The 15,729-nt window shown below is 51.3% G+C and carries 19 protein-coding genes; 6 read left to right on the top strand and 13 right to left on the bottom strand.

Features of this window, described 5'->3' with window-relative positions:
* Window positions 1–54: 54 nt before the first annotated feature.
* The 4 genes from araH to FDX01_RS09455 form a co-directional block, all read right to left on the bottom strand.
* Entirely contained in the window at window positions 55–1,041 is a 987-nt protein-coding gene (araH, locus tag FDX01_RS09470; protein WP_096757468.1) for an L-arabinose ABC transporter permease AraH, read from the bottom strand.
* A gap of 14 nt (window positions 1,042–1,055) precedes the next feature.
* Entirely contained in the window at window positions 1,056–2,570 is a 1,515-nt protein-coding gene (gene araG, locus FDX01_RS09465) for an L-arabinose ABC transporter ATP-binding protein AraG (RefSeq protein WP_115258797.1), read from the bottom strand.
* 114 nt (window positions 2,571–2,684) lie between these two features.
* Window positions 2,685–3,674 (bottom strand): arabinose ABC transporter substrate-binding protein, encoded by a 990-nt coding sequence (locus FDX01_RS09460; protein ID WP_115258798.1) that lies wholly within the window; start codon window positions 3,672–3,674, stop codon window positions 2,685–2,687.
* 316 nt (window positions 3,675–3,990) lie between these two features.
* Window positions 3,991–4,548, bottom strand: coding sequence for a DJ-1/PfpI family protein (locus FDX01_RS09455; protein WP_115258799.1), 558 nt, complete (start codon window positions 4,546–4,548; stop codon window positions 3,991–3,993).
* A 501-nt stretch (window positions 4,549–5,049) separates the two neighbouring features.
* Here FDX01_RS09455 and FDX01_RS09450 point away from each other — a divergent pair.
* A complete protein-coding gene (locus tag FDX01_RS09450) occupies window positions 5,050–5,553 on the top strand; it encodes a non-heme ferritin-like protein (RefSeq protein WP_137399682.1) in 504 nt (167 codons plus the stop codon).
* Window positions 5,554–5,633: 80 nt separating this feature from the next.
* Here FDX01_RS09450 and FDX01_RS09445 read toward each other — a convergent pair whose 3' ends face one another.
* Window positions 5,634–5,885: a DUF2766 family protein gene (locus tag FDX01_RS09445; protein WP_096757473.1), complete on the bottom strand. Its 252-nt coding sequence runs from the start codon at window positions 5,883–5,885 to the stop codon at window positions 5,634–5,636.
* 127 nt (window positions 5,886–6,012) lie between these two features.
* Between FDX01_RS09445 and FDX01_RS09440 the strand changes: the two genes are divergently transcribed.
* Entirely contained in the window at window positions 6,013–7,434 is a 1,422-nt protein-coding gene (locus FDX01_RS09440; protein WP_137399681.1) for an MFS transporter, read from the top strand.
* A 34-nt stretch (window positions 7,435–7,468) separates the two neighbouring features.
* Here the strand turns inward: FDX01_RS09440 and FDX01_RS09435 are convergent, their stop codons facing one another.
* The gene (locus FDX01_RS09435; protein WP_115258802.1) at window positions 7,469–8,107 is read right to left on the bottom strand and encodes an RpiB/LacA/LacB family sugar-phosphate isomerase; all 639 of its coding nucleotides are present in this window, start codon (window positions 8,105–8,107) and stop codon (window positions 7,469–7,471) included.
* A 269-nt stretch (window positions 8,108–8,376) separates the two neighbouring features.
* Here FDX01_RS09435 and FDX01_RS09430 point away from each other — a divergent pair, with 269 nt between their 5' ends.
* Complete coding sequence (locus tag FDX01_RS09430) at window positions 8,377–8,712, top strand: YecR-like lipofamily protein (RefSeq protein WP_117341916.1); 336 nt, start codon at window positions 8,377–8,379, stop codon at window positions 8,710–8,712.
* 193 nt (window positions 8,713–8,905) lie between these two features.
* On the top strand, window positions 8,906–9,403 hold the full coding sequence (ftnA, locus tag FDX01_RS09425; RefSeq protein WP_096757477.1) for a non-heme ferritin: 498 nt from the start codon (window positions 8,906–8,908) through the stop codon (window positions 9,401–9,403).
* A 45-nt stretch (window positions 9,404–9,448) separates the two neighbouring features.
* On the opposite strand, the gene FDX01_RS09420 is transcribed toward ftnA, so the two are convergent.
* The gene (locus FDX01_RS09420; protein WP_096757478.1) at window positions 9,449–9,688 is read right to left on the bottom strand and encodes a YecH family metal-binding protein; all 240 of its coding nucleotides are present in this window, start codon (window positions 9,686–9,688) and stop codon (window positions 9,449–9,451) included.
* A gap of 213 nt (window positions 9,689–9,901) precedes the next feature.
* Here FDX01_RS09420 and tyrP point away from each other — a divergent pair, with 213 nt between their 5' ends.
* Window positions 9,902–11,113: a tyrosine transporter TyrP gene (tyrP, locus tag FDX01_RS09415; protein WP_137399680.1), complete on the top strand. Its 1,212-nt coding sequence runs from the start codon at window positions 9,902–9,904 to the stop codon at window positions 11,111–11,113.
* 29 nt (window positions 11,114–11,142) lie between these two features.
* Here the strand turns inward: tyrP and FDX01_RS09410 are convergent, their stop codons facing one another.
* The 6 genes from FDX01_RS09410 to FDX01_RS09385 all read right to left on the bottom strand — a co-directional run bounded on the left by FDX01_RS09410 (window position 11,143) and on the right by FDX01_RS09385 (window position 14,892).
* Window positions 11,143–11,808 (bottom strand): YecA family protein, encoded by a 666-nt coding sequence (locus FDX01_RS09410; protein WP_096757479.1) that lies wholly within the window; start codon window positions 11,806–11,808, stop codon window positions 11,143–11,145.
* Window positions 11,809–11,892: 84 nt separating this feature from the next.
* On the bottom strand, window positions 11,893–12,174 hold the full coding sequence (locus FDX01_RS09405; protein ID WP_096757480.1) for a heavy metal-associated domain-containing protein: 282 nt from the start codon (window positions 12,172–12,174) through the stop codon (window positions 11,893–11,895).
* The gene (locus FDX01_RS09400; RefSeq protein WP_137399679.1) at window positions 12,171–12,527 is read right to left on the bottom strand and encodes a mercuric transporter MerT family protein; all 357 of its coding nucleotides are present in this window, start codon (window positions 12,525–12,527) and stop codon (window positions 12,171–12,173) included. Before FDX01_RS09400 ends, FDX01_RS09405 begins: the two co-directional genes overlap by 4 nt.
* The gene (locus tag FDX01_RS09395) at window positions 12,505–13,647 is read right to left on the bottom strand and encodes a transglutaminase family protein (protein ID WP_137399678.1); all 1,143 of its coding nucleotides are present in this window, start codon (window positions 13,645–13,647) and stop codon (window positions 12,505–12,507) included. The genes FDX01_RS09400 and FDX01_RS09395 overlap by 23 nt, the downstream gene beginning before the upstream one ends.
* 239 nt (window positions 13,648–13,886) lie before the next feature.
* Window positions 13,887–14,357 (bottom strand): SRPBCC family protein, encoded by a 471-nt coding sequence (locus tag FDX01_RS09390; RefSeq protein WP_137399677.1) that lies wholly within the window; start codon window positions 14,355–14,357, stop codon window positions 13,887–13,889.
* Between the two features lie 13 nt (window positions 14,358–14,370).
* Window positions 14,371–14,892: a DUF1571 domain-containing protein gene (locus FDX01_RS09385; RefSeq protein WP_246864793.1), complete on the bottom strand. Its 522-nt coding sequence runs from the start codon at window positions 14,890–14,892 to the stop codon at window positions 14,371–14,373.
* A gap of 369 nt (window positions 14,893–15,261) precedes the next feature.
* On the opposite strand from FDX01_RS09385, the gene FDX01_RS09380 reads away from it, so the two are divergent.
* Window positions 15,262–15,606, top strand: a complete 345-nt coding sequence (locus FDX01_RS09380) for a hypothetical protein (protein ID WP_137399676.1) — start codon at window positions 15,262–15,264, stop codon at window positions 15,604–15,606.
* Window positions 15,607–15,729 lie beyond the last annotated feature (123 nt).

Raw genomic sequence — 15,729 nt, 5'->3', positions numbered from 1 at the left:
CTATACCGGCTGGCGATTGGGAGGAGCTAAACTGAAAAGTTGGCCGTTAAATCATCAAATAGTACGCTTCGCTTTTTGCTTGTAGCGGTCGAAGATCACCGCCGCCAGCAGGATTAGGCCACGGACAACGTACTGGGCGAACGGCGAAATGTTCAGCAGGTTCATTGCGTTTTCAACCGTCCCGAGGATCAACACCCCGGCTACCACATATGAGATTTTTCCGATGCCACCTTTCAGCGAAACGCCCCCCAGCACGCACGCTGAAATCACTATCAATTCATAGCCAATAGACGTCATTGGCTGGCCGCTGGTCATACGCGACGCCAGAATAATCCCCGCAACGGCCGAGACCAAACCGGAAAGAATGAAGATAATAATCTTCGTACGGACAACCGGAACACCTGCCAGACGCGCCGCTTCTTCATTACCGCCAATAGCCAGCGTGTTACGCCCAAAGGTGGTTTTATTCAGCAGTAAGCCAAAAATAATGAAGCAGCCAACGGTTAACCAAATAGGCGCAGGCAGACCCAGCCAGTTCGCATAGCCGAGGGCGAAGAAGCGCTCATCTTCGATTCCAACCGCTTTACCGTCAGAGATAATGTAGGCCAGACCGCGCACAATCTGCATGGTCGCCAGCGTGGTAATCAGCGCGTTTATTTTTAAACGGGCAATCACGAAGCCGTTCACCAGGCCGCAAAGAACCCCCAGCAGCAACCCGGCGGCGACGCCTATCCACAGACTTTCGGTCATGTTGATGACCACCGCGGTGGTAACCCCGGCACAGGCAATTACAGACGCAACGGAGAGGTCAAAGTCGCCGGAGGCCAGGCAAAACAGCATCCCACATGCGACCATTCCCGACATAGAAACCGCCAGGCCCAGCCCCTTCATATTAATAAAGGAGGCAAAGTTCGGCACAAAGAGGGCGCACACCAGAAACAGCACGGCGAACACCACCAGCATCCCGTACTGATCCCAAATTCTGCCAAGATTAAGCGCTGATTTGGTTGCGCCAGAACCCGATGTAGAAACGGAAGACATCATACTCTCCTTATTCAGGCTACAGCCTGGCTGACTTTAGGCATAGCAAGGCTCAACGCCTGACGCTCATCCGCCTGTTCGTGGAGCAACACACCGGCAATTTCACCTTCTCGCATCACCACAATACGGTCGGCGACGCCAAGAACTTCCGGCAAGTCACTGGAGGCAAACAGCACGGCAACACCGCGCGCCGCCAGGGCATAAATAACGTTATAAATTTCATGCTTCGCGCCCACATCGATGCCGCGCGTCGGTTCATCGAGCAAAATCACCTTCATATCTTCCGATAACCAGCGGCCGAGAATCGCCTTCTGCTGGTTACCACCAGAGAGGTTCATGATCAGCTGCTCTGCTCCCGGCGTTTTAATATTGAGTGAGCGGATATGGTGGTCAGCGTTAGTCTCTTCCCAACCGTTGTTAATCAGGCATCCGCCCAGAACATGTTTACGCCGGGCGCTAATATTGATGTTGTTACGAACCGAATGGACCGGAATAATTCCTTCGGCTTTGCGGTCTTCCGGGCACAGCATCATGCCGGCCTCAATCGCGTGGCTGGGTTTACGGATATCAATCGGCTTTTCATCAATAAACACCTGACCTTCGGTGATTCGTGTTCCGCCAAACAGCCCTTTCATCAGTTCGCTACGCCCGGCCCCGACCAGACCAAACAGCCCAACGATTTCACCACTGCGCACCGATAAACTGATCGGCGTACGCACGCCTGGCGCTTTAACCTCATGCAAACGCAGGCGTTCTGTGCCATACGGTCGAGATTTCCAGCCGTAGATATCGCCGAGGTCACGCCCCACCATGGCCTGCACCAGCGCCTCGTGATCGACCTGCTGCATATCGGTAAATGTCTTAACGTACTGCCCATCTTTAAACACGGTAATCGCATCGCTGAGGGCGAAGATCTCTTCCATACGGTGCGAGACATACAGAATGATGCGCCCTTCGTTGCGCAGTTCGCGAATAACGCGGAACAGATTCTCTATCTCCCTGGCGGAAAGCGAGCTGGTCGGCTCGTCAAATGCGATGATTTTGGCGTTACGCGCCAGCGCTTTGGCAATTTCCACCATTTGCCACTGCCCAATGGAGAGATATTTCAACGGCGTGGCCGGATCGATATCCATCCCCAAATGTTTTAGCTGTAAACCGGCTTCGTAGTTCAGCAGCGAGCGGTTCACAATCCCACCCTTGTGGGGCAGTTGGCCTAAGTAAATATTCTCGGCGACGGTCATTTCCGGCACCAGATGCAGTTCCTGGTAAATAATGGCGACACCGGCGTTCAGCGCGGTGGTGGTGTCCGCAAACGAAACCTCCTCGCCGCGGATCACCAAAGAACCCGTCGTTGGCGCATAGTTACCGCTGAGAATTTTTAATAATGTTGATTTCCCGGCGCCATTTTCACCCATCAGTGCATGCACCTGACCGGCATAGCAGTCAAAGCTAATATCCGTTAGCGCCTTAACGCCAGGGAAGGTTTTGCCAATGCCGCGAAATGAGAGATACGGGGTAGACTGTTGCATAACGTCTCCGTGAATCTAATCTGTTGCCGGATAGCGGCGTTGCCTTATCCGGTCTACTGAGGGCGTAATGTGTTGGCCGGATAAGAGACATTTTGTCTTATCCGGCATGACGTATTACTTGCCGCCTAACCCTTTTTTCGCCAGCTCTTCTTTGAAGTTATCGCGGGTGATCAGCACCACATCTGTCACTTCAGTAAATGCCGGCGGCTCTGCCCCTTTAGTCACCCAGTTGTAAAGCATTTCACTGGATTTATAGCCGTGTACGTCCGGGCTTGGCAGCAGTGAGCCGTAGAAGCCGGTCGCTTCACCTTTAGACAGTTCGCTAATCGCATCGACGCCGTTGATGCCGATACCAATCACGTTTGGTGCTTTAAAGCCCTGCCCTTCGGTCGCACGCACGCCACCCAGCACGGTGTTGTCATTCATGCCGACAATCAACCAGTGTTTAACTTCAGGATGCTGAACCAGCATGGAGTTCGCGGCGTCGAATGCGCCGGGGATATCGTTAGATTTGGTCGGAACCTGATAGATCTGTTTTTCCGGGAAGCCAGCCGCTTTGAGCGCGTCCATTGAACCGGACGTACGACGACGCGCGGTATCAAGTTCGTTGGCGGTTATCGCCATCACGGCAGAAGATTTCACATCCCAGCCGCGTTTTTGCATTTCTTTGTACAATTCCTCGCCCTGACGCTCACCAATTTTAGTGGCCGCCATCATCACCAGCGGCACGGTGTCCATCGGCTTACCTTTGGCGTTGGCAAACTGGTCATCGACAGCGATCACTTTCATGTCATAGCCACGCGCCTTTGCCATAATCGCAGGCCCGAGCTTGGGATCCGGCGTACAAATAACAAAGCCTTTTGCGCCACTTGCCGCAAGGCTGTCGATGGCATTCAGGGTTTTCTCACCATCCGGGACGGCAATCTTAATCACTTCAAAACCAAGGTCTTTACCGGCTTTATCCGCAAATTTCCATTCAGTCTGGAACCAGGGTTCTTCCGGCTGCTTGACCAGGAAACCGAGCTTCATGGATTCAGCGATAGCGGATTGTGACATAACGGCAGCCAAACCGATGGCCGCCAGCGCTTTAGTGAATTTGTGCATGGTTAACTCCAGCTTTAACGTTCTTTTATGTAGGGTAAAATCAGACGATTTTTTGTAATTCGGACGTAAAACAAGGCATTACCTTTTATTGATAAGATCAATGCCAGTGCTGAGAGTAGTTGTAGCGGGAAATTGATTCTCCATAAGAGAGCGGCATCACACCACAGAATTACAGTAATTGCGTACATAAATTCAGTGGGAAATGACATAAAAAAACGCGGTTTTTTTGGTGGGAAAAATGAGGTGTAGCAGATTAATCCATAACGTCAGTCAGTGAATCCTTGTTCCCGAATGCACACATTCGGGAACGCAATGATTACCAGGGGTAATAAATATGTTCGGCATGGTCGCGAACAGGGGCATCATCTTCCAGCAGACGAGCAGAAACGGCAAAAGCAAAATCAAAAATATGACCTAAGCCTTTGCCGCTGATCAGATTGCCATCTTCGACTACCGGCGCGTCGATGTATTCACCCTCCGTGACGTTTTGCCACAAATCCCCTGAGCACACGTAGCGACGGCCCTTCAGCAGGCCGTTGCCTCCCAGAACCCGGGCGGCGGCCGAGCACACCGGACAAATCAGTTTTCCGGCGGCATCATGACGCGCAATAAACTGGACAACCGCATCGCTGGCGGCAAGATTCACGCTGCCCTGCGGCCCACCGGGTAACACGACGGCGTCATACATCGTCTCCAGGCGGGCAGCCAGGGTGCTGTCAGTGACCATCGGAATATCGTGATAGCTCACTACCGCACGGGACTCGGCGCAGGCCAGCGTCTCAACATCAATATGCAGACGGCGAAGAATATCGATGGTGACAATGGCTTCAGCCTCTTCAAAACCGGGTGCCAGCAGCACCGCGACCTTTTTCATACTTAACTCCTCGATTTATCCACATCAATCAAACCATAAATATCGAATTATTAATGTCATTTGATTAATGAAATTCAGTAAAATTGATCAGGCGCAAAAAAAACGTCAAATATTGAGAACTCGCACCGAGGATACCTTGTCGGAAAATTTAATTTTGTGATATGAAACGCCATTTCATTATCTTTATTTAACTTTAACAACTTTAAAATCAGTTCGTTACATTCACTCCCGCTATACATCAAAATATTAAGAGCAAGAATATTCTTATAACAATATGTAAAAAAACATAAATACGAAGATTTAAGGATTTTCTTATGCGTGAGCAGGCGCTATGCTTATTTTCGATCGGCATAGAATTGCCTCAGTGATCATATAAAGGACCGGCAGAACGGATTTATTCTGCTAACAGTATTACGTGTACGTAGATGTAAAGTGCAACGGCAGCCCGTTGTACTGACGTGAGTAACGTACATTTTCCTTTCTGGAAATAAGGATATTGATATGGCTGCAGTTGGAATTGTTCACAAACTCAACACCCAAATGAATCTTGAGTTTTATGCATCAAACCTCTACCTTCACCTTAGTGAATGGTGCTACGAGCACAGTCTGACTGGCACAGCAACGTTTCTGCGTACGCAGGCACAGAGCAACGTCACGCAAATGATGCGCGTGTTTAATTTTATGAAAAGCGCGGGTGCCAACCCCATTGTCAAAGCCATCGACGTGCCAGGCGATGAGTTGACATCTCTTGAAGACTTATTTCAAAAAACGCTGGATGAATATCAACAGCGAGCCAACACACTGTCACGCTTAACAAATGAAGCAGAAGCATTGAACGATGTGCCAACCGTTGATTTTCTTCACGATCTGGAAAAAGAGCAGCAGCAGGATGGTGTGCTGTTGCAAACGATTCTTGATGAGGTTCGTAGCGCCAAACGCGCCGGACTGTGTATGGCGCAAACGGATAAGCATCTGCTAAACGTCGTTAACCACCAGCATCACTGATACTCGGCACTACCCTGTCAGCGCCTCTGTATCCAAGAGGCGCAAAAAAACCTTTCTAAAACCTGAAACAACGGTTTATTTTAGTGAGACTCACTTTGCGGCGTGAACTTCAGTTCGATCAACGCAACGGCTTTTTGAATAGCGCGCATCGTAACCGGATCGCCACCTGCGGGATGACTGGAAAAATCGATGCTTTTCAGCTGGCTGGACATTTTTTCCCGCACTTCGACCGGGGCAATGACATCAATAACATCCAGAATTTGCTTAATAACCAGCTGGCAGGCAACAACGTCCGAGAGCAGTTCCTGATCGGCATTCAGTGTTTGGGACATAATGAGCTCCTTATAGAAAGGTTGTCATAGTACCCATTCAGCGTGCGAAACGATAGCAGTGCGGAGAGTACAGCTGCACTGAAAATAAAAAGATCCCGTGAATTTCATTTGAGATGGCAAGCACAACATGAGTAACGATGTAGCGGTTGAGAATAAACGTGGCCTCTCCCCGGCGGCCTTGCTCGTTGCCGGGGCTTTTTTTATGGAGTTTATCGATGGCACGGTCATCGCCACCGCCCTACCCGATATGGCAAAAAGCTTTGGCGTTGAGGCGGTCGATCTCAACATTGGCATCAGCGCTTATCTGATCACCCTGGCGGTTCTGATCCCTGCCAGCGGCTGGATTGCCGATCGCTTCGGCGCGCGTAAGGTATTTAGTCTGGCGCTGACCATCTTTACCCTCGCCTCAGTGCTGTGCGGGTTATCTACCAGCCTCGAAAGCTTTGTAGCGATGCGTATCCTACAGGGAGTGGGCGGTGCACTGATGGTGCCGGTTGGTCGCCTCGCGGTGCTGCGCACCACGCCAAAGCACCAGTTAATCACTGCCATTGCCACCCTGACCTGGCCGGCATTAGTCGCCCCTATCATCGGTCCCCCGCTCGGCGGGTTTATCACTAGCTATGCCAACTGGCGCTGGATCTTCTTTATTAATGTCCCGTTGGGATTACTGGCGATAGCCCTGGCGTTACGCTTCATCCCCGATATCCATGATGATGAACGCCGCCCCTTCGACATCCCCGGCTTTATTGCCACCTCGGTTGCCATGGTTAGTCTGGTGTATGCCATGGAGTTATTGGGCGCACAACAGCCTCAAGGCTGGCTAACTGCTGGCCTACTTACGCTTGGGGTCGTCACCTTTCTGTTCGCTTTGCGCCATTTTCGCCATGCTGCCTGGCCGATGATTCGTCTCGATGCCCTGCAGGTCCCGACGTTTCGCGTCACGATGTACGGCGGGTCGCTGTTTCGTGCGTCTATCAGCGCGGTACCCTTTTTGCTGCCGTTGATGTTTCAGGTCGGCTTTGGCATGAACGCCTTTCATGCCGGCTCATTAGTGCTGGCGGTGTTTGTCGGCAATCTGACGATCAAACCTGCGACTACGCCGTTGATTCGCTGGCTGGGCTTTAAAAAGCTGCTGTTGATTAACGGTGCGCTGAACGTACTGGCGCTACTGGCCTGCGCGTTGATTACCCCGCAAACGCCAGTGTGGGTGATTTTACTGGTGCTGTATCTGGGCGGCGTGTTCCGCTCGATCCAGTTTACCGGTGTCAGCACGCTGGCCTTCGCTGATGTTCCCGCCTCGCAGATGAGCTACGCCAATACGCTGTTCAGCACGGCCACTCAATTAGCGGTAGGGTTAGGGATTTCGCTGGCGGCAATTGGCATCAGAATGGGTGATGAAGTCAGCAAGTGGCTGGCGCTGAGCCATGTGCCCGGCATTAGCTTCCGTCTGGCCTTTGTGGTAATTGCTATTATTTGCCTGATCGGCATGGTGGATACGTTGCGGCTCACTCGCGACGCAGGCTGTGCGGTGTCAAACAAGAACCGATAAGCCCGGACAGCGTGCGCCGCCGGGCCAACAGCATTTAGCCAATGATTTCACGGACAAACGCTTCAATCGCTTTGTCCTGGCAGTTTTCAAAGAAGCACTGCTGGAAACGCGGGCCGGATACAGCCGTTTTCACCAATTCAGGATCGATAGCGCGCAGAGTATCAAGATAGTTTTCTTTGACGACCGCCGCTTTAACCTGATTCAGAATACCGGCGTTACGCACCTGTGGCTCTTTACGCTCCGGCGGATAACCCTCGCCGTTACGCCCCGTGAAGGCTTTTTCGAACATATAGCGTACGTTCAGCTCTGCGCCCCAGCCGAAACCTTTCGCAAACGCCAGGGAGAGCGCATTACCGTTGTTGATTTGTGCGAACAGGAACGCATCTGCCGGGTCGAGGCAATAGCCGCACACGACGCCCGGATGGATATTCAGCGACATCATGGCGCCCTGACCCGTACCGCAACCGGTGACGACAAAATCGACAGCTTTAGAATTGAGCAGAATGCTGGCCATAATGCCAAGATGAATATAGGTCAGATGATGGTCATTTTCATCGCTCATCCCAACGTTAAACACCGGGAAACCTTTCTCATCAGCAACGGCTTTAAGCTCGTTATGAATGATCGCGTTTTTGCTTGCCTGGCTGTTTTCCATCATCAATGCAATTTTCATTGTGTCTTCTCCTGAATACGTCGCGGGGGTTCCGCCATGAGTCATAACATTCAGGCCACATTACTATTTTGCAAACTCACTTTCAAATTTAATGAAATTTAGTTTTAAAAAGTAATGATGTGCTCACATTTTTCCTTTGAAACAACCGATTTGCCTCATGCCGAAGACGCCGTTGTGATTACTTGCAGGTGATCGTTAAGTTATTCAGGCCATTGTCAGGCCGCAGTGTATGCAAGGATAGCCTATCACCGAACTTTCAGAGCGATATCATGAAGACCCTAATCCTAACCCTATTGCCGCTCGTGCTGACGGGATGCACTATCACTAAACAGGCACAGGTCAGCGAAGCCAGCCCTATCACCGGTGTAGTGCGCTTGACTTACAACCAGGCCATGCTGCAGACGGCTCGTACCGACGATTATGTTGCCCAGGGTACGGCGACAAAGGAATGTCAGCGGATGGGATACGCCAGCGCGGTGGCGTTTGGCCAACCGGTTGCCACCTGCAGCGTTTATGCCGGTTCCTTGTGCATGAATACCACCATCACGCTCGCCTGGCAGTGCCACGGCGTCGCCGTCCCACAATCCCCCTCTTTTAATTACTAATATGCAGACCAGCATATTGCTGCTGGTCTTTTATTACGCCGGGTTTATTTTTACGATCTAATATCGTTAATGCGTTTTATTCCCATTCGCATTTTTAATAATTAAAATTATTATTTTACCTTTTGCAAATAAATAAATAACAAATTATAGTGATGCCACATCAATATATAATTACCGTTCGTGGAGCAGAACCATGCTGAAAACAGAAATGATCGACCAACTGAATGAGCAAATGAATCTTGAATTATATTCATCTCTGCTCTACCAACAGATGAGTGCGTGGTGCAGCTATCACAGCTTTGAAGGCGCCGCCGCGTTCCTGCGTCGCCATGCACAGGAAGAGATGACGCATATGCAGCGTCTGTTTGACTACCTGACCGACACCGGCAGCTTGCCGTGCATTAATACCGTGCCATCACCGTTTGCTGAATACGCGTCACTGGATGAACTGTTCCGCGTTACCTATGAACACGAACAGCTGATCACCCAGAAAATTAATGAACTGGCGCATGCGGCAATGACCCATCAGGATTATCCGACCTTTAATTTCCTGCAATGGTATGTTGCCGAGCAGCACGAAGAAGAGAAATTATTTAAATCGGTTATTGATAAATTAACGCTGGCAGGCAAAAGCGGTGAAGGTCTTTATTTCATCGACAGAGAACTGGCCACGCTTGATACACAGAATTAATTCTGTTGGCTAACGGTGGCGCTATACCACCGTTAGCCAGGAATATTAATGGCGGCAGATCTTACTTTCGTGCGTAGAGAAGCCGTCGTCTCTGGCAATAAACTTCCCCTTCGCTGCTAAGAACGCCACCAGCTCAGCCGCCGTCATGCCCTCAGCAGAACAGGTATGAAAACGTGCCTGCTCGCCAAAACGTGCTGTAATTGCCGCTTCAAGGCTGGCATTTGAATACTGTTCGCCAGACTCAATCATCATGTTGAGTACTTCGTGGCCGTGAATAGATTCCATACATTCTCCTCAATAAAGCCCATAGCCTAATGTGAACGGCTTTATGCTGCTTTGCGCTAACGCAGAAAAATGTCATCTGGAATACATCTTAACCACTCACCAAGTGTAAATATAATTATACACGTATTGTAACGGTCATTTGACGAAAATAGCGTTATGCCTTACTCTGCGCCGCAGATACAACTGTTGACTATCTCTGGGACAGAGGAAAGCGTGAAGAATAGAACTCTGGGTAGTGTTTTTATCGTGGCGGGAACCACGATTGGCGCCGGTATGCTGGCGATGCCATTGGCTGCGGCGGGCGTGGGATTTAGCGTCACGCTGGTGTTGTTAGTTGGGCTATGGGCACTGATGTGCTACACCGCGCTGTTGCTGCTCGAAGTGTATCAGCATGTCCCGGCAGACACCGGACTCGGCACGCTGGCAAAACGCTATCTCGGTCGCTACGGACAGTGGATCACCGGCTTTAGCATGATGTTTTTGATGTATGCGCTCACAGCGGCGTACATCAGCGGTGCGGGTGAACTTTTGGCCTCGAGCATCAGTGATTGGACCGGCACCAGCATATCCCCAACGATGGGCGTATTACTGTTCACCTTTGTTGCCGGGGGGGTGGTATGTGTAGGCACTTCATTGGTTGATCTGTTCAACCGCCTGCTGTTCAGCGCCAAAATTATTTTTCTGGTCGTTATGCTGGCGTTGCTGATGCCGCACGTCCATAAAGTCAATCTCCTCACGCTACCGCTGCAGCAGGGTCTGGCGCTTTCTGCCATTCCGGTTATCTTCACTTCATTCGGTTTTCACGGCAGCGTTCCCAGCATTGTCAGCTATATGAACGGCAATATCCGTAAATTACGCTGGGTGTTTATTACCGGTAGCGCCATCCCGCTGGTCGCCTATATTTTCTGGCAGTTGGCCACACTCGGCAGTATCAACTCATCAACCTTTATGGGGCTGCTCGCCGATCATGCGGGCTTAAACGGTTTATTACAGGCGTTACGTGAAGTGGTGGCCTCACCGCACGTTGAGCTGGCAGTGCATCTGTTTGCCGACCTCGCACTGGCGACCTCCTTCCTGGGTGTGGCGCTGGGCTTATTTGATTATCTGGCTGACCTCTTCCAGCGCCGTAATACTGCAGCCGGAAGATTGCAGACCGGCATAGTGACATTCCTGCCGCCGTTGGCCTTCGCCCTCTTCTACCCGCGCGGGTTTGTCATGGCACTGGGATACGCAGGCGTGGCCCTCGCGGTGCTGGCGCTGCTGATCCCGTCGATGCTGGTCTGGCAGAGCAGAAAACACAATCCTCAGGCGACGTATCGCGTTGCCGGCGGTGCTCCGGCACTGGCACTGGTGTTTATTTGCGGTGTTGTGGTGATAGCGGTGCAGTTTTCAATTGCGGCAGGACTGCTGCCAGAAGTGGGTTAAAAAAAAGGGGGCTTAATGCCCCCATTGTCTTAGTGCAAACAGCACTGCTTATATTTTTTACCGCTGCCGCACGGGCACGGATCGTTACGTCCTACCTTGGCATCGACTTTAACCGGTACCTTTGCCGGGGCTTCCTGCGGGTGCGCCATCCAATACGCGTGTAGATCCAGCGCCGCCAGACGGATAGCCTCAACGCTCTCTTCAAACGCCTCTGGGGTCAGTTTTTCCACCACCTCGAAGTTTTCTTCCGTCCCGTGCAGCGCAATCGCCTCAAGCGCGGGTTTTAACGAATCCGGTAATGTGGACCAGTCAGACAACGCCACACCGCGCATATAGCCAAAGCACCACTCTTCCACAATCGTCAGCTCATGGCCTTCAATTTCGCGCAGGCCAAACAACGGTTCAAACTGCTCCGGGAATTCATCCAGACGATCGGCGGTATCCGCCATGTGCTGAAACGCCAGGTTCATAAAACGTGCCATTTCTTTTTCGGATGACCAGCGAGGGACATACTGCGCGCCGCCCCATATCGCGACCAGCCACTGCTCTGGCTCAATTTCAAAAGGTGAACTGAGCACTGCCGTCAGCAAGCCGTCCAGCTCTGAGACATCCAGAATCGCTTTGTCGGTATTGTACTTGGTCAGTACATCATCCAGCCATTCCAGCTCGCTCTCGTTTAACGGTCCCGTTTTCATAACGCTTTTCCTTAGTCAATAATTCCTGCCTGTGAGTATCTTACATGGCTGGCAGAATAACTGATACCAATAGGCATAAACGGCTTACTGTTGCTCAATACGGTTTAGCGTGGCCGTGTATCCGGTTTTCGCCACTGCGTTCAGCAGCGTATCAGTAGAAAAACCGTGGGGCACGATGGCTTCGGCCTGTCGAGTCTTAAGCGAAGATTTGGCTTTGATCACGCCGTCGGTTTCGCGCAGCGCCTGGTTCACCGAAATAACGCACAGCGAGCAGGTCATATTTTGGATATCCAGCACCACTTTTTGATTGGCGGCCTGTACCCATAACGGCAGTAATAACCATCCCAGCAGCATTACTTTTTTCATTCAAACACCTCATAAAACCAGGCCACCAGCGTGGGGTAGAATAACACCGGCAAAATCAGCGCCACGGCGAACCAGTACAGAACGCGCATCTGCGTCAAGGTTAACCGCCCGGTGCACCACAGCCGTTTAGAAAAATAGAGTCGCCAGAAGACGCGTAATAATAACCCTAACGTCAGCACCATCAGGGGGATACGTAAAAATTCAGCCTGGGTGAATACCGCAAAGCCCGCCGCGGAAATACCAAACAGCAGATATAACAGCGGCCCGACGCAGCACAGACCTGCGGTGACAGCCGCCGCAGCAGCCGTCAGCAGGGTTAATCCCGCCCCCTTAGCGTTGTTCTGTTGCGACATAGCGGTAAGAGAACGCTTTAGGGTCATAGAAATTGATCGGATCGCCGTCCACTTCAGCATAAGGGTAACCAAAGTTGTTCATCGCACCCTGCTCGGTTGCCGGATACAGTTCAAAATCGCGTCCGTAGTTGAAACCCACCCAGTTCATTTCCCAGTTACCAAACAGGTAAGCGTTGACGGCCTGGACATCGGCATCCTGATGGGCTTTTTTCTCTGCCAAACGCATTTTGGTCACGTCTGCCGGGTCGCACGGCAACCAGCCGTAACCGGCCAGATAGAACTCAGCACGACAGTGCTGTCCACCACTAACATCGGCAACCCCTGCGCTGTCGGCTTTGCCAAACGCGCTTTTCGAATAGCGTTCCAGCTTAGTGGCTTTCCCCAGGCGGATGCCAAACAGTTCACGCGCAGGAATGCCGCTAGCCCTAGCCAGGGCCACAAAAACGGAACTCATGTCGGTACATTTTCCCTTAAGCTTGCCGCTTTTCAGGATCTCTGCGACATCGCCTGTCCCGCAGCCAATCACGTCATTATCACGCTCCATATAGCGACTCACCCACTCATAAATAAGGCGTGCTTTTTTCAGTGGGTCCTGCTCCGTCCCGGTAATTTTACGCGCGGTTTCCTGAACCAGGCCATCGATGGGCGTATGCGCTGTCGGCAGCAGATACGGTTTGACATCCAGCGGGTAAATAATCTGCGCCGGCGCTTGCCAGGTTTTTAGCGCGTCATGTTTCAGCGGTTCCCAGTCGGTCGTTTCAATCTCAATATCGACCTTTATCAGCAACTCACCCTGCGAATCGGGCCAACTGGCAAACAGCGTTTTGGCGCCGTAGGTGTTATTAGTGGTGACGTACGCCTGCTTATAATTGCCGGTAAAGACAAGGTTTGTCATCTGCTGAAACGCGGTGTCTACCGGCAGCGGTATCCACAGCTTCACCACGCCACGCGATCCCTGAGGTGGATTGAGCTGATAGGTTTGTGATAACACAAAACGTCGACGCGCCACCGGCGCTGCTAACGGCTCTGCGGCTTGTACTGTCTGGCTAACTATCGAAGGGCCGACGAATCCGGCGGCAGAAAGGAGTACGCTATTTTTAAGAAACTGGCGACGTTGCATTGCTGTCTGTCCATATTATGAGAGTTGAGCCACGGCGAGCGTAGGCGATCATCACAGCAGACAGACGCTGACGTAAAAAGGCGAGTCGATGGGAATTATTCATCAATAACAGACCTGTTAACTGTGAATGAAAAGAGAACCGATTAAGCCACTTTCGACCACAAGAGTACAGGCGCAATAAGAAAAAAGGCAAAGAATGCATAAAATATGCGAGTCCCTTTACCTGGCTCGCCATTAAATTAAAACATATACACAGGAGCGCCTAATTTGCGGGCCAGTCCTCTTGCGCCCTCGCGCATAACCGTATCGTGATTCCAGCGAAATACGGGGGCTGCCAGCGGGGCAAGATAGTTCATCCAGCGAAGCGTGGTGCGAATGTTCCAGTCGTATCTGACGAGTGTCTCCTTACCTAATTCGACAAAAGACCATACCCCACGACCTTCAACCTCACCGCAGGCTTCTCCTTCGAGCAGAGAACACGGCTGAATATTCAGTACATTAATATCAAAGGTTAAACGATACGGCAGCGCCCCTTTCCAGGTATAACGGTGCAACGCGCCGATACCCATCCCATCACCTTTCTTAATTTCGGTGACTCGCTCCAGACTTACCCACCACTCTGGCCACTGGTCCGGATGCGAGAACACCTCCCAGACCTCCTGGAGTGACGCCTCAACCCGCCAGACGGTAGAAAACTGATATTCGGCCATTGCGCTGGCTCCTTCAAGGCGTGAAGAAATTGGCAGGAAAACGGACGTTAACGATCAGTGAGTCCATAAGCACCGTTTCCAGCAGTTTTCCCTCCAGCGTGTAGCTCATCACTTTGGCAGGCAGCCCATAATAGTTATCTAACCAAAGGTCATAGCGATGAACACCATCAACAACCATTGCCTTCGGCCCCACCACCGAGACATAGGTGACCAAGCGCCCGGATAGATTCTCCACGCCAAGGGTGGTGGTGGTTCCCTCACGCTGCAGACGGCGAATATTCCCCAGCAAAACGCCGATGTCAGACCGGTCCACACGATGACCGCGCTCATCCTGAATCAGTGAATTAGTGGGCGACAGCGTCAAAACAGGCAACGTTCCTAGCCCAAATGGCCACAACGTCACCTTCCCACTATCGGGGTTATAGGTCAGTACCGCACCAGCATGCGGTTGGGTGAAGTCCATTCGTACATAGCCGGGTTTTTTATAGCTATAGCGAATAATTTTGCTCGCCTCTGTCGTGGACGAGGAACGCATAACAACCTGATAGGATTGTATTTGATCAAACCTTTGTTGATAACGACTGATGGGGCCTTGCGACGGCACAGACGCCACAGCAACGCTCACTGCTACTGGATACGCTATCGCGCTAAAAACGAGTAACGTTGCAGACATCATCGTCAAAGAGAGTAAGCCTCTCATGATCGTCTCCTGCATCAGTAGGGTCTGCAAACAGGAGCTATCACCTGTTACCTGCTTTCATTATAGGGGGGAATTCAGCGGTGCTGACTGGCTGGATAATCATTATTTTCACAGACACAGCGGTAAAATTAATCATACCTACGTCGGGTACCAACGCTGCCAAACGCTATACTTGAATAGCCACATTTTTATCAGGTATTCATCATGAAAAGGCCACGGGTACGTTCATACTTCGCCTTCACCGTACTGTTGATGACGTCATTCTGTGCTATTGCCAGCACCTTACAGGACCAGGCCGCAAGAGAGCGTGAATTAAGTGCGGCGCTGTCTACCGGCAACAGCGTCATCATCGTTGGAGGAACGGAGGATTTCGGTTTCACGCTCAGGTCCCACAACAAAATCCATCGGCCTTTTGCGATTCAGGATGGCATTGGCGATCCCATTATGTTTAACCGTTTTCAGAACCAGAGTTACAATCCCGCCCGAGATGGGTTCAGTAATAACCCGGCCCGCGGAGGATTTATGATGGGTGCACCGATTCGCAGGTAGATGCCTATTGAAACCTTGCCCTTAGAAAAGATGCCGATGCGGGTCAACAAATTACAGGCACAACAAAACCACCCGTAGGTGGTTTCACGGTAAGCGTGCAGCGAGAACCGTATTGACGGGGAT

The organism is Citrobacter sp. wls613, from assembly GCF_005281195.1.
GTDB lineage: Bacteria > Pseudomonadota > Gammaproteobacteria > Enterobacterales > Enterobacteriaceae > Citrobacter > Citrobacter gillenii.
Note: the sequence above shows the minus strand (reverse complement) of the source record. Positions and strands in the feature narration are given on the sequence as shown.